Below are 14,241 nucleotides of genomic sequence, written 5' to 3'. Positions count from 1 at the left end.
GAAAGCAGAGTTTATGGGTTATAAATGAGCATTTCGAGTCCGTTTTTAACACAGTATTTACAAGCGCAGTAAGCATGAAACGATCTTCTTATATCAAGCCACGAATGAAAAAGACAGTCTACCCTACCATGGTCTACAATTCGTATTATAGAGGACTGTGATACAGTCCCAAGACAGAGCTACAGTCACAAAGCATAAAGTGAGTTTCAGGAGAAAATTAAGTGAGCCAACACGCATTACAATCTCTACTCGCCCCAAAGTCTATGGTGGTGCTCACTGGCGATGATGCGCACGACCCTCTCATGCTGGCGCTGTTAACGTCCTTATCTCATACAAAAAAGTCCTGTCCGGTTAGTCTTGTTGGTGTTCAGCCTGCGACAGAGTTCTCCTTCCCGCTTTTTTCAACGCTCGGCGAATTAACCACAAGCCCTGATCTTGCCGTGTTAGTTGGCTCTTATTCTTCCAAAGAAAGCCAACCTTCCATGGAAGACATTATTGCCGCCTGTGGCGCTGCGGGCATTGGCTCATTACTAATGTTGTCTTGGACAGGCGACAGCCAAGAATCACTGGTTGAAGCGCTGCGCAAACACAATGTTCGATTACTTGGCCCGAACAGTTTTGGTATTTGTCGCCCTAAACAAGGCGTCTTTGCTTGGCTTGGTTTAACTCAGCCTTTACCGGGACGCTTAGCATTAATGTCGCAATCTGGCACGGTCGCCAGTGCGCTTGTAGATTGGGCGACTTGGCAAGGCATCGGCTTTTCTCAAGTAGTTTCTATGGGGTCACCTGTCGATGTGATGCCATCGCAAGTATTGGATTACTTATCCAATGATTTCGACAGTCAGGCCATTTTGATGTATTTGCAAAAAATAGGTCGTCCGACACGCTTCCTTAGCAGCTTACGCGCTACAGGGCGAAGCAAACCCGTTGCCGTTGTCACCGAACATTCCGTCGGTGCCGATGAGCGAGTACTCGACGCCGCACTCAGCCGAACTGGTGCAGTACGTGGACGACGCTTGAATGATTTAATCGCGGCCGCCTCGGTAATGACAAACGCCCGTCGGGTAAAAGATGGCTCGTTGTTAATTATAGGTAACGGCGCAGGGCCGGGCGAACTCGCGGCACAACGCGCTATGGAATTAGGCATTGATCTACTCACGCCAGAAGGCGAGTTACACAATAGATTGGAATCCACCATGGCGGGTCGCGGTGGCATTGGCCCGGTGACAACGGTTTGGGCAAGTTGCGCCACAGATCTCTTTATTGATCTTGCCGCTAATGCTTTGCAGAGTGATGATTGTGGTGCGGTGTTACTAACGCTAAGCCCAACTGCGCTAATAGACATAGATTCCCTTTACGATCTCATCATCAAGTTGCATCGAACACAGAAAAAGCTTGTTATGGTATGTTTGCTTGGTGGTGGCAACATGACTAACATGCGTACGCGTATTAACGAAGCTGGCATTCCAACCTTCCGCACCCCAGAAACCGCCATTGAAGGCTTTCAGTTCTTGGTGCAATTCCAGCGTAACCAATTACTCGCCAAACAATCTCCTGACAGCCATGCGTTTCGTTTTAAAATTGATGTTTCAGAAGCAACCAAAACGCTTAATCGCCTTTTTAAACAAGAACGTAGACAAGAGCTCAAACAGGTTGAAAAAACGCCTCATACGGATTCGTTACGAGATATTTTTGAGCTGTTTCATATTCGCTTAATTACTCGCCGTCAGGCCTCAAATCAGTTATCTGCACCGATCCATCTTAGAGTATTTCAGGATAAAGTATTTGGCCCAGCCATTGGTTTGTCGTTGGAAGGTGCTCAGCAACATAAACAAGCTGAAGCCGTTGCTTTGCCACCTCTCAATACTATTTTGGCGAAAGATTTAATTCAACGCGCCTTTCCCGGTGAAGAGTCATTTGAGCTAGAAAGTTTACTGCGCAACTTATCCTCTATGGTTTGCGAATTACCTGAAATTGAAAGCCTAGAAATGGCCGATGTGAGGCTTCATGACAGTGGTAGTGTTTACGCTGACGTCACGGCCAATCTTCGTCTTTGCAAAAATTGGCGTCGTTATGAACATCTCGCCATTCATCCTTACCCAAGACAATGGGTATCGGAGCGAGTATTGAAAAATGACGAGATCGCCACCGTTAGACCTGTTTTACCGAGAGATTCAGGCATTTTGGCGGATTTTGTTCGCAGCATGTCTCATGAGACTCGCTATTTTCGTTTTATTTCCAATATCGAAGAACTGACACCGCGCATGCTCGCCAGCATGTCCCACATCGACTACGACCGAGAAATGGCCTTACTCGCGGTGATTCAGCGGGATGACCAAGATTTATTGATCGGCACCGCACGATACATAGATAACTTCGACGATCAAAGTTGTGAATTTGCCGTGGTACTTGGCGATGAATTCCAAGGTTTAGGCTTAGCGTCTTATCTAATGCGACGACTGATGCAAGTCGCCGCAGACAAAGGCATTCGCGTGATGAAAGGTATTGTCTTAGCCGAAAACAAACGCATGATCGAATTCTGCCGCCATTTAGGATTTTCTATTCAACGCGATCCAGATGATTTCGGCCAAATGGTGGCGAGTATTAAACTGACACCGAGCTTGCTTGAAAAATGTCGGGATGCTTCCTAACTAGTTCAAGACCTCAATCTCAACTTCTATAACACCAGAACGAGTATTACCGATGCGCTGAAAAGCTGCTTTGCTCAGGTCAATAATCCGACCACTTACGAACGGTCCACGGTCATTAACTCGCACCACGACACTTTTGCCATTCTCGACGTTGGTAACTTTTACTTTTGAGCCAAAAGGCAATCGTTTATGGGCGGCAGTCATGGCTTTTTGATCAAACAATTCTCCGCTGGCGGTTTTACGTCCTTGATACTTCATGGCGTAATAACTGGCTCCGCCGCTTTCTTCGAACCCTACTGAATCGGAACGACTGATTGGACCACTTGCGCATGCGGTTAGAGCAAGAGACAAGATTGCCACACATAAGGTGCTAATTTTTCGCATTGTTTTTTCATTTCCTTTAAGTCGCTTTGATTTTCAGATGCTATGCTCTTAGTCTCATAGTAACAGATACGTCCGCCTAGCAAACTCAACCAAACGAAACATCAGTCAGCTTCTTGTCAGTTTTTGATGTATCTTCCTATTCTTTGCCTTAATGCTCACAGCAATTCCCAACATAATAAGGCAGCAACATAAGTTGCAAGTATGGTTAACATCACCAGAGACGCCAATAATACCTGCTCATTTAAGGTATGCTTCGCGCCATTAATACTCACTGACTTTTTCGACAGATAGACATGACTTCTCGCTTTTTATCACTTTGCAAAACCCCTTCTCGTTGGCCAACAACCTGGCGATTAACCGTCTTATTAGCCGTATCTTTTGTTTTAGTGGTTTGTTTTGAATACGCTAATTTGCCAGCGGCGCTTCTGCTTGGTCCTATGATTACAGCAATTATTTTAGCCACCAGTGGCGCAGGTATGACACTGCCAAAGCCAATGTTTTTAATGGCTCAAGGTATTTTGGGCATGATGATAGCCAACAGTCTTCCGCTGACGGTCTTTGCGAAAATCTCCATGGAATGGCCGTTGTTTCTAATTGGCACTGTCTCGACGATTGTCGCGTCTAGCTTTTTGGGCTGGTTGCTTAGTCGTAGCGGATTATTGCCCGGCACTACTGCCATTTGGGGTTCTTCTCCTGGCGCGGCATCCGCAATGACTATTATGTCTGAGTCTTACGGAGCGGACATGCGGCTGGTCGCCTTTATGCAGTATTTACGTGTGGCTTGCTGTGCTATCGCGGCAACGATTGTTGCGGCGGTATTTCACGTCGATGGTGTTTCTGCTGAACCGATTGATTGGCTTGGCGTGTCGTCATGGTCTGGTTTTGCTATTACGCTAGCAGTCATCTTAGTAGCGAGCATTGTGGGTGTAAAACTTCGTCTACCAAGTGGGCCTTTACTGCTTTCTCTTGCAGTAGGGTTGGTGATCAAGTTCTCCGGTATTTTACCAATTATTCTGCCCCATTGGTGCTTGGCGATTAGCTTTGCAATGCTGGGTTGGGGGATTGGCTTTCGCTTCACTCGACAAGTGTTGCAGCACGCTTGGCATGTCTTTCCGCATGTATTAGCCGCGATTCTAGCCTTGATTGCGATTAATGCCTGCTTGGCCATGCTTTTGATTACTTTTGCCGATATCGACCCGCTCACGGCCTTCCTTGCCACCAGCCCTGGCGGTGCTGACTCTGTTGCCATTATCGCCGCGTCAACTAATGCTGATGTGTCTTTTGTGATGGCCATGCAGGTTGCTCGCTTTCTATTGGTACTGATTGCTGGGCCGATGCTTGCTCGTTGGCTTTCAACAAATAAGACCGCCTAAAAGCTTTCTACATAAAAAAATATCTAGACAAAAACCATATAAACAAAAAACCACCCGAAGGTGGTCTTTGAAGTTAGGGCTAAGCTCTAAAGTTTAGCTAACTTGTTGTTCCAGATTCTCTGGGCCAAACGAGAAGGGTAATAGGTCGTTCATTGTGAGGGATTTTCTCACGCCTTCTGCGCCACAAATATGAATCATGGTATCCACAGAAGAGAACTCACGAATTTTCTGACGGCAACCACCACAAGGTGTTACCAATTCCTCACCTTTCCCAATGACATAGATATCTTTGATAAGCGTATCGCCACCAAGCACCATGGAAGCGATAGCGCCAGCTTCAGCACAAGTTCCTTCTGGATAAGCCGCGTTTTCCACGTTACAACCAGAATAAATCTTGCCACCAGCCGTTAAAATCGCCGCGCCCACATGAAAGCGAGAATAAGGCACATAGGCTTTATTCATCGCGTCTTTAGCCAATGCAAATAATTCAGCGCTTTGCTCCTTATTTGGCATGTTAGGCTCGCTCTTTCACATAAGGGCGACCGATCGCTTTTGGTCCGATGGCTTTGCCGATGAAGCCTGCCAATAACAAGACAGTTAATACATACGGCAATACTTCGATTGCTTGTACTGGTACTTCGCCAATACCTGGAATCACAACGCCCTGCATACGAACCGCAACAGCGTCTAAGAAACCAAACAACAAACAAGCAAGCAATACTGGAACTGGACGCCATTTACCAAAGATAAGCGCAGCCAATGCCATGTAGCCTTTACCCGCACTCATATCTTTCAAGAAACCTGCGTTATGGGCAGTAGACAAATACGCGCCAGCAAGGCCACATAAAATGCCACAAATAATCAAAGCGCGGTAACGAATGAAAGACACTGAAATGCCAGCCGTATCAACCGCATGAGGGTTCTCACCCACCGCACGAAGGCGCAAGCCAAAGCGAGTTTTATAAATCACCCAATAGGTCACTGGCACCATAATAAAGGCCAAGTAAACCAAAATATTGTGGCCGCTAAGCAAGTTCGAATAAATTTGTCCGATTATAGGCACACTTTCCATTGCATCAGCAAATGGGAAAGTAATGTCTAAAAAGCGCGCATCACCAACCAGTGCCGGTGTTTGTCCGCCCATGCCAAACCAGTGCATAGACAAAGTAACCGTCAAACCAGCCACAATAGTATTAATCGCCACACCAGAAACGATGTGATCGCCGCGGTGAGTAATACAAGCGAAACCGTGAATCATAGCCAAGCCAACAGAGGCTAATATACCAAAGCACAAACCGATCCAAGCTGAGCCAAAAACGGCTGCTGCTGCCGCTGCTGCAAAAGCACTGCCTAAAATTTTACCTTCTAAACCGATATCAACAATACCCGCACGTTCAGAATACAAGCCAGCTAACGCAGCAAAGATAAGCGGAGTAGATACGCGCATTGTCGCGTCTAACATGAGTATTAATGTTTCAAACATAGTTTTCCCCTACGCGACAGCTCTGCGAATAAAAAAGCCTTCGATACGATCCTTGAACATATGCTCAAGCGCACCAGAGAATAGAATCACTAAACCTTGAATAACAACGACAATTTCAGGCGTAATAGTTGGAATTTCAAATGCTAATTCGGCACCACCTTGATACAAGGCACCAAATAGAATAGCTGCCAGAATAATACCAATCGGATGATTACGTCCCATCAAGGCCACTGCGATACCGGCAAAACCGTAACCCGCCGTAAAGTTGAGCAACAAGTTATGGTTCACACCCATGATCTCATTAAGGCCAACAAAACCTGCCAAGCCTCCAGAAATCAACATTGCCCAAATGGTCACTTTCGCAGTATCAATACCAGCGTAACGAGCCGCCGTAGGATTGGTTCCTAGCGTACGCAGCTGATAACCCCAACGTGTATGCCAAATTAATCCCCAAACAAACACACAGCACAACAAAGCCCAAATGAAAGCAAGGTTCAATGGTGAGTCACCAATTTCGATACCTATTGGAGAAAGCAGTTCATGTAAATAAGGCAACCAAGCGCTTTCTTCAAACGTTCGGCTGTTTGGTGCCATACGGCCATCTTCTTTTAACCAGTTTACGATCAAGTAAACCATCAACGAAGAGGCAATAAAGTTAAACATGATGGTAGTGATAACAATGTGGCTACCGCGACGAGCTTGTAAATAAGCTGGAATGTATGCCCATGCTGCACCAAAAACTGCTGCACCAATTACGGCCAAAGGCGCAATCACATATAATGGCATGGTGTGATCCAGTGACAAACAGATCAAACCAACACCTAGACCACCAATATAAGCTTGCCCTTCACCACCGATATTGAACAAACCACCTTTAAAGGCTACAGACACAGCTAAGCCAGTAAAAATAAGGTTTGTTGCGTAGTAAAGCGTGTAACCAATACCTTCGTCGTAACCAAAAGCGCCATAAATAAGATATCCAGCAGCTTCAATTGGGTTTTCACCAATAGCAAGAATCACCAATCCAGAAACAAAAAAGGCCAACATAATATTTAGCACAGGGATAAGGGCAATATTTACCCACGTAGGGACTTTCGCCTGACTCATGCGGACACCCCTTCTTGCTCTTCGTTATAGGCATTAGCCATCATCAGGCCAAGGGTTCGTTCATCGGCATCTTTTGCATCTAGCTCACCGACAACCGCACCATCAAACATCACAATGATGCGATCACTTAGTGCCATAATTTCATCCAATTCAACGGACACAAGTAAAATGGCTTTACCCGAGTCTCTTAATTTAACGATTTGTTCGTGAATATTTTCGATTGCGCCAATATCAACACCACGAGTTGGCTGGCCAATCAATAATACTTCAGGGTTTTGCTCAACTTCACGGGCAATAACTATTTTTTGCTGGTTACCACCGGAAAAATTCGCCGTTTTCAAATGAGGATTCGGTGGACGCACATCCCAAGCCGCCATGCGCTCATTGCATTCATCGAGCATTACCTTGCGATTCATTAGAATTTTGCCGTTATAAACAGGCGAATTATGATAGCCCAAGACAGCCGCTTCATACGCTTCAAAGCCCGTTACCAAACCCATTTTATGGCGATCTTCAGGCACATGAGCCATCTTCAAATCACGCATTTGTGCCGCATCTTTTGGCGCTTTCGCAGTGATAACTTGACCAGCAAAGTGAATCTCGCCCTCGTCCATAGATGTGATACCAGATAGGACATTCAATAATTCACTCTGCCCATTGCCAGATACGCCAGCAATACCCAGAATTTCACCAGCACGCAGCTCTAAACTTACATTCTTTAAGCGTTTAACGCCTTGGCTGTCAAACTGCGACAAGTTTTGCGCAGACAACAGCACTTCACTTGGCTGAGCTTCATCTTTATCGACTGTTAAACGAACTTTTTTGCCCACCATCAATTCGGCAAGATCTTCCTTACTGGTGTGAGCTGTTTCTCGATGGGCAACCATTTCACCTTGGCGCATCACCGACACATTGTCGGTGGAAGCCATTATTTCACGTAATTTGTGGGTGATTAACAATACGGTAACGCCCTGATCTTTTAGGGCTTTTAGAATGCGAAACAGGTGATCTGCTTCTTGTGGTGTCAATACGCCTGTGGGCTCATCCAATATAAGGATGCGTGCGCCACGATATAGCGCTTTTAAGATCTCAACTCGTTGCTGTAAACCAACCGGAAGTTCCTCTACGATTGCATCTACATCAATATCCAAACTGTATTCGTGAGCCAAGCGTTGCAATTCTATGCGAGCTGCACCGATACCATTTTTTAGTACCGCTCCGCCTTCAGCGCCTAAAATAACGTTTTCAAGAACACTAAAATTTTCTACCAGCATAAAATGCTGATGCACCATACCTATGCCAGCATTAATAGCATCCTGAGAGCTACGAATATCAACGCGCTTACCATCAACTTCAATATGACCCGTATCGGCTTCATAAAAGCCATAAATGATACTCATCAAAGTAGATTTGCCCGCGCCGTTTTCACCGATAATACCGTGAATCGTGCCAGCCGGAACTTGTAAGCAAATGTCTTTATTGGCCTGAACCGCACCAAAACGTTTACTGATGTCTCGCAATTCAATTGCGTATGGCATTGTTTTATTCGTCATATCTAAAAGTAATTCATCTGCTTAAAATGGAACACACTAGAACAAAAAAAACAGTTACCTACTCTATGTAAGTAACTGTTTTTTGATGCAACTTAGTAGTTACAAGTGTTATCTGACATGTAATCGTGAACTTTAATTTCACCACTGATGATTTTGGCGCGAATGTCTTTCATTTTCGCTTTCATATCTGCAGTAATTAGGCTGGCATTGTTGTCATCTAGCGCCCAATCAACACCACCATCAGACAAACCTAAAACAACCAAACCAGGTTTCCAAGTGCCTGCTGCGGCATCTTTGTACGTTTTGTAAGCCGCTTGGTCTACACGTTTAACCATAGAGGTTAGCATTGTGCCTGGCTGAACATGGTTTTGGTTTGAATCTACACCAATCGCCAATTTACCTTCGTCTTTTGCAGCTTGGTATACACCGATACCTGTACCACCTGCAGCCGCAAACACAACATCTGAACCTTTAGAGAATTGGCTCTTTGCTAATTCAGAACCTTTTGTTGGATCATTAAACGCCGCACCAGTAGAGCCTGTCATATTTTGCAAAACAGTGGCATTAGAGGACTGGTATTTAACGCCTTGCTCATAACCACAAGCAAACTTACGAATCAGAGGAATATCCATGCCCCCGACAAAGCTTACAGTATTGGTTTTAGATGCCATCGCCGCCAAAGCACCAACAAGGAAGGAGCCTTCGTACTCTTTGAAAACAACAGACTGAACGTTTGGAAGATCGATGACACCATCAATAATAGTGAAGTTGATTTCAGGGAAATCTTTAGCGACTTTCTCAACCGCAGAAGTCATGTTGAAACCAACGGTAACGATAGGAGAATAACCACGTTTAGCAAGGCGGCGTAGACCTTGCTCTACCTGAGCTTCGTTCTTAGGTTCAAACTCTCGAACCTGAATGCCCGTCTCAGCCGTGTATTCTTTCACGCCATTGTAAACGCCTTCGTTAAAAGACTTATCAAATTTACCTGCTTGGTCATACACAACCGCTGGTTCTGTCGCAGCGTGAGCCATGGTTGATGAGATAGCAAGCGCTGTAACGGACGCAAGAAAGACAGCTTTCATTCCAATTCCTCTTATATATGTAATTTAGTCTAGGCAACTATAAACCCTGCCTAACTGGTCAAAAATAAACCGATTAGCAGAATACCGCAATGTAATCTGCACATTTTAAGCAACATTTTTACGTATTTACAAAAAGCCCACTCAAAAATAATCTTTTTCTGAGCATCTACTTAGTCAACAGACTAGGTAGCAATTCTTGTGCCTAACCTAAACAATTGGTCAAGATTGGCAGTTGATGCAAAAAACTGTACTACGCTGAGCTTGCCGAATTTCTTTAAGTGGCGCACTACATATGATACAAGCTTTATTACCCCGACCATAAACAGCCAACTCCTGCTTAAAATAACCAGGCTTGCCATCACCGCCAACAAAGTCTTTTAATGTCGTTCCGCCCTGTTTAATAGCAGCTGCTAGCACCACTTTAATGCACTCAACCAAACGGGCCAAACGCACCTTACTTATCTTACCGGCCAAACGATCAGGACGAATACCCGCTTTAAATAGCGCTTCATTGGCATAAATATTACCAACACCCACAACTACCTTGCTGTCCATAATAAAGGTCTTAATTGGAACCTTGCGACCTTTCGCTCGCGCGTAAAGCATATCAGCATTAAAAAGATCAGACAGCGGTTCTGGGCCTAAGTGCTTTATTAGCTCATGCTCGTTCCAATTTTCAGTTGTCCACAAGATAGCACCAAAGCGACGAGGGTCAGTGTATCTTAGCCACACATCATCATCGCTAAAGCAAAAATCTACATGATCATGAAATAACGGTGGCGTGTCAGCTGGCACAAAATATAAGCTGCCAGACATACCAAGATGAACAATCAAGGTGCCTTTTGACGTATGAATGCCGATGTATTTACCACGACGAGAAAGATGAGTAATTTCCTCACCTACCATTTCTGAGCTTAGCTCAGGCGTAATTAACCAGCGCAGCTTTGGCTGGCGAATATCGACCCTAGCGAGAGAGCGCCCAACTAATTTGGGTTCGATGCCACGTAACGTGGTTTCTACTTCTGGTAACTCAGGCATAGTTAACCTCAATGATGACTAGATACACACAGACAATACTGAGTAAAAAAATAAAGTGCAGCTACTAATTGCCACAGAAAAAATATTGACCAAATGAACAAGGTGTTGTTACTAGATACAAAAAAACCGACTCAATGAGTCGGTTCCTTTTGACAAAAAGCAAAAATTATTTAATTTTCGCTTCTTTGTACATAACGTGCTTACGTACAACTGGATCAAACTTTTTCATTTCAAGTTTGTCCGGAGTATTTCGCTTGTTCTTGTCAGTTGTGTAAAAGTGACCAGTACCAGCAGAAGATACCATGCGAATTAGATCGCGAGCGCCTTTAGAAGCCATGATTCAGATCCTTATACTTTTTCGCCGTTAGCGCGCATTTCAACAAGAACTGTTTCAATGCCCTTTTTATCGATAATACGCATACCTTTAGAAGATACACGTAAACGGATGTAACGGTTTTCACCTTCGACCCAAAAACGGTGCCAATGAAGGTTAGGAAGAAAACGACGTTTAGTACGGCGTTTTGAGTGAGAAACGTTGTTACCTGTAACAGGACGCTTCCCAGTAACTTGACATACGCGAGACATAATTAAATACCTTTTGCTATCCAGAAAGATTATTGGAAGTGTTTCACTTCCTCAGGCGGAGCATGATTCCTTATGAATCAAAAAAATCCCATACCGAGGATATAGCGGCGCGCATTTTCCCATAAGCCAACCAATTGAGCAATTCTTTTGTTAAAAAATGATCAATTGACTCTGTCGAACAAAAAGCATCAAAGAAAAACATAATGGCGCTCCTTATCGAATCCAACGTCTACCTCTGCAGAGCCCAACTATGTTCTTCTAATACTATGTTTTTCTAAAAAGACAACGTAGCTAACACCTCCCCCACTAAACCAAGGATACTAACGAGTTTTAGCTTTCTGTCGTTGATCTAAAGATTAAGCCTTAAATTAGAATAAATTTCTTCTATTAGTAACTTAGGAACACCCCACTCTTGGGCTAAGGTCGGCCACCTAGAGACACATTCGATCGTTTCATCGACGATACTGTCAATTTTGCTCTTGCCAAATAAGGGGCTGAGTTTCTCTAGACTATAAAAATCCGCTCGCGTAAAACCATCTCTCTTTCCATTTAAACTCATCCAATGACTATTAACCCACTTACTTCCAGGCTTGTAGCTATAGGCCAAATCATAGGCAGGGGCTAAAGACCAACCCTCATTTTTCAGAATGAAAGCAAAATTTTTGGCATGATCATCATGATTCCGAGCAATAATATTAAATACCATACGCTTTAATATCTGCTGGGCATCAGTTGCAGGCAGCTTTAATTGCCGAGCAACACTGAATATTTCTGCATAGGAAAATGAGCCTGGTTTATTGTAGTCGACATGGGCTAACCCATTGAGCGTCTGGACATGAACTTTGGTATTACTTACGCGATCAAAACGCTGCGTTATAAAGTGCCGCCTGCCACCTTCTTCAAGCAACCTACAGGGCATCATTTTAATACCACAACTTTTGGCCATCAAATAATAAACAAATTCCATAGCTCCGTAACCTAAGGGATCCCCAAATGTCTCTTGGTTCTGATTGTGTTCATTTACACCATCAAATTTCATTAGGTAATGAGTAAAACCTTCAGGAACGGTCGTTTGCCCAGAGCGAACTTGAGTAAAGTCTTTATTAAATGCCAGTACAGCCTTAGGTCTTGCTCCGCCAGCACTCATACCAACAGAGAGTAACGACAGCATTGCTTCTCTTTCTTCTCGTCCATCCTTATTAAGCTCTACCTCAAATACACCACGAGAATCTAAAATTTCTTGCGCGATTGAAACAAGAGATTGAATTTCTACTTGCTGTGATGCATTCAAGCTACGCAGCTTTGTAGCGGGTGAATACTCCAAAGCCCCCATACCTCTTTTCCCTGTGTATTGAAGCCGTTGTAGAGGAGAAATATCATTAGGAGACTTACCTTGACTTGCCACCCAAGCATTAAGAACTGAGTTACCAAAGTTATCGGGGAGAGAATCTGCTATTAAGCCTGGCAAGCCTTTAAAGGTATTAAAATCAAGTTCAGGAAAACTAAAAATCCGTCTGGATAACGGCATTTTAAGAGGAGAAAGCTCTATCCCTTTTTTTATAAAACTTGCTGTATATTCAAAAGCTCCTATGCCTTTTTCGACATCAAAGCTTACAGCCCCAACATCATGACCTTGATAAGAGACCTTAATAACTTCCATTACCATTCTGATATCCCTTTATTATTTTCTCGATGCACTCCTGACGCTCGCTGCCGTTTTTTGCCCTCTAGCTTAGCCAGCTGCAATGGTGATATTTCTTGTTTTGGCAGGAATAAATTCAATTGATCCGTTAAATTCAGTGCAATCATGATTGCCACAAACACTTCTAATTGCACTTTCCCTTTTTCGGCATTTAAAACCGTTTTCCGAGCAACGCCAGCAAGTGCCGCGACCTCAGACTGAGTCAGGTTAAGATTCAACCTAGCCTGCTTTAAACGTTCACCAAGCTCCTCAGCAAGAGCGGCCGCAGATTTTTCGATAGCCATACAAAGTTCCAATATAGTGACATTGTAAGATTAAAATAACCTTTATGTCCTAAATTTAGAACTTTCCGAACAGATCATCAAGAAAAACAACACTAAGTCCTAAAACAGTTACTTTGACACCTAAAAATCTATATAAAGTAACCAAATAGGAACTTTAAACGAAATTAAAAAATTAAATAACATACAAACTACTTCTCATTTTTCTATTATCAGACTTAAAAGCAGTGCCTACACCAATCCCCTCTCCGCTAACGAAACAGGCGAGCCATCACCGACGACAAAGTGATCGAGCAATCGCACATCAACGAGGTCTAGCGCACGTTTAATTTTATCGGTAATACTGATATCGGCCTGACTGGGTTCTGCGATACCGCTTGGATGGTTATGAGCCAGAATGACCGCGGCGGCGTTATATTGCAGCGCGGCTTTAACAACTTCACGCGGATATACTGCCGCGGCATCAATGGTTCCCATGAAGAGTTCTTGATAGCGGATCAATCTGTGTTGCGTGTCTAAGAAAAGCACCGCGAAGACTTCTCGTGGAGAATGACGCAACTGGGAAGAAAGATAGGTTCGAACATGTTCTGCACTAGCGAACACTGTTTCGCGCATCAGCTGTTCTTGTAAATGACGCTTGGACATCTCAAGTACAGCTTGTAGCTGGGTATATTTAGCATCACCAAGGCCAAAGCCTTGGCAAAACTCTTCTCGACTGGCCGACATTAACGAACGCAACCCGCCAAACTGAGTCAGTAGTTGTCGAGCAAGTTCTACCGCACTGATACCTTGCGTTCCAGTACGAAGAAAAATAGCCAAAAGCTCAGAGTCACTTAACGCGCCTGCGCCTTGCTGGATTAACTTCTCGCGCGGCCTCTCTTGCTCCGGCCAATGTTTAATACTCATGATCTACTCCTTGATACATGATAATCTTGCTCTTATTTAGACAAACAAATATAGCGGCGGCATATATATAACCGCAAAAGGCTTCCTGCCTTA

The 14,241-nt window shown here is 44.2% G+C and carries 14 protein-coding genes; 2 read left to right on the top strand and 12 right to left on the bottom strand.

The genetic code is table 11. The annotated features are described in order from the left end of the window. Window positions 1-221: 221 nt before the first annotated feature. A complete protein-coding gene (locus BUA59_RS06250; protein ID WP_072838860.1) occupies window positions 222-2,651 on the top strand; it encodes a bifunctional acetate--CoA ligase family protein/GNAT family N-acetyltransferase in 2,430 nt (809 codons plus the stop codon). Here the strand turns inward: BUA59_RS06250 and BUA59_RS06245 are convergent, their stop codons facing one another. Beyond that, window positions 2,652-3,035, bottom strand: a complete 384-nt coding sequence (locus BUA59_RS06245; protein ID WP_072838859.1) for a septal ring lytic transglycosylase RlpA family protein — start codon at window positions 3,033-3,035, stop codon at window positions 2,652-2,654. It lies immediately after the preceding gene. 293 nt (window positions 3,036-3,328) lie between these two features. Here BUA59_RS06245 and BUA59_RS06240 point away from each other — a divergent pair, with 293 nt between their 5' ends. Next, window positions 3,329-4,408 (top strand): AbrB family transcriptional regulator, encoded by a 1,080-nt coding sequence (locus tag BUA59_RS06240; RefSeq protein WP_072838858.1) that lies wholly within the window; start codon window positions 3,329-3,331, stop codon window positions 4,406-4,408. Between the two features lie 93 nt (window positions 4,409-4,501). On the opposite strand, the gene cdd is transcribed toward BUA59_RS06240, so the two are convergent. The 11 genes from cdd to radC all read right to left on the bottom strand — a co-directional run bounded on the left by cdd (window position 4,502) and on the right by radC (window position 14,148). After that, window positions 4,502-4,921 carry a cytidine deaminase gene (gene cdd, locus BUA59_RS06235; RefSeq protein ID WP_072838857.1) on the bottom strand — a complete coding sequence of 140 codons (420 nt, stop codon included), beginning with the start codon at window positions 4,919-4,921 and terminating at the stop codon, window positions 4,502-4,504. Window position 4,922: 1 nt separating this feature from the next. Beyond that, window positions 4,923-5,891: an ABC transporter permease gene (locus tag BUA59_RS06230; protein WP_072838856.1), complete on the bottom strand. Its 969-nt coding sequence runs from the start codon at window positions 5,889-5,891 to the stop codon at window positions 4,923-4,925. Between the two features lie 9 nt (window positions 5,892-5,900). Next, complete coding sequence (locus BUA59_RS06225) at window positions 5,901-6,998, bottom strand: ABC transporter permease (protein ID WP_072838855.1); 1,098 nt, start codon at window positions 6,996-6,998, stop codon at window positions 5,901-5,903. Then, complete coding sequence (locus BUA59_RS06220) at window positions 6,995-8,551, bottom strand: ABC transporter ATP-binding protein (protein ID WP_072838854.1); 1,557 nt, start codon at window positions 8,549-8,551, stop codon at window positions 6,995-6,997. Before BUA59_RS06220 ends, BUA59_RS06225 begins: the two co-directional genes overlap by 4 nt. Window positions 8,552-8,643: 92 nt before the next feature. Continuing rightward, entirely contained in the window at window positions 8,644-9,636 is a 993-nt protein-coding gene (locus tag BUA59_RS06215) for a BMP family lipoprotein (RefSeq protein ID WP_072838853.1), read from the bottom strand. A gap of 219 nt (window positions 9,637-9,855) precedes the next feature. Further along, window positions 9,856-10,674, bottom strand: a complete 819-nt coding sequence (mutM, locus tag BUA59_RS06210; RefSeq protein WP_072838852.1) for a bifunctional DNA-formamidopyrimidine glycosylase/DNA-(apurinic or apyrimidinic site) lyase — start codon at window positions 10,672-10,674, stop codon at window positions 9,856-9,858. 166 nt (window positions 10,675-10,840) lie between these two features. Beyond that, window positions 10,841-11,011 carry a 50S ribosomal protein L33 gene (rpmG, locus tag BUA59_RS06205; protein ID WP_011978459.1) on the bottom strand — a complete coding sequence of 57 codons (171 nt, stop codon included), beginning with the start codon at window positions 11,009-11,011 and terminating at the stop codon, window positions 10,841-10,843. Window positions 11,012-11,022: 11 nt separating this feature from the next. Further along, window positions 11,023-11,259 (bottom strand): 50S ribosomal protein L28, encoded by a 237-nt coding sequence (rpmB, locus tag BUA59_RS06200; RefSeq protein ID WP_072838851.1) that lies wholly within the window; start codon window positions 11,257-11,259, stop codon window positions 11,023-11,025. A 349-nt stretch (window positions 11,260-11,608) separates the two neighbouring features. Continuing rightward, on the bottom strand, window positions 11,609-12,925 hold the full coding sequence (locus BUA59_RS06195) for a type II toxin-antitoxin system HipA family toxin (RefSeq protein WP_072838850.1): 1,317 nt from the start codon (window positions 12,923-12,925) through the stop codon (window positions 11,609-11,611). Beyond that, window positions 12,919-13,245 (bottom strand): helix-turn-helix transcriptional regulator, encoded by a 327-nt coding sequence (locus tag BUA59_RS06190; RefSeq protein ID WP_072838849.1) that lies wholly within the window; start codon window positions 13,243-13,245, stop codon window positions 12,919-12,921. The genes BUA59_RS06195 and BUA59_RS06190 overlap by 7 nt, the downstream gene beginning before the upstream one ends. A 228-nt stretch (window positions 13,246-13,473) precedes the next feature. After that, window positions 13,474-14,148, bottom strand: a complete 675-nt coding sequence (gene radC / locus BUA59_RS06185; RefSeq protein ID WP_072838848.1) for a RadC family protein — start codon at window positions 14,146-14,148, stop codon at window positions 13,474-13,476. Between the last annotated feature and the right edge of the window lie 93 nt (window positions 14,149-14,241).

The sequence above is a fragment of the Marinomonas polaris DSM 16579 genome (assembly GCF_900129155.1).
GTDB classification, from domain to species: domain Bacteria; phylum Pseudomonadota; class Gammaproteobacteria; order Pseudomonadales; family Marinomonadaceae; genus Marinomonas; species Marinomonas polaris.
Note: the sequence above shows the minus strand (reverse complement) of the source record. Positions and strands in the feature narration are given on the sequence as shown.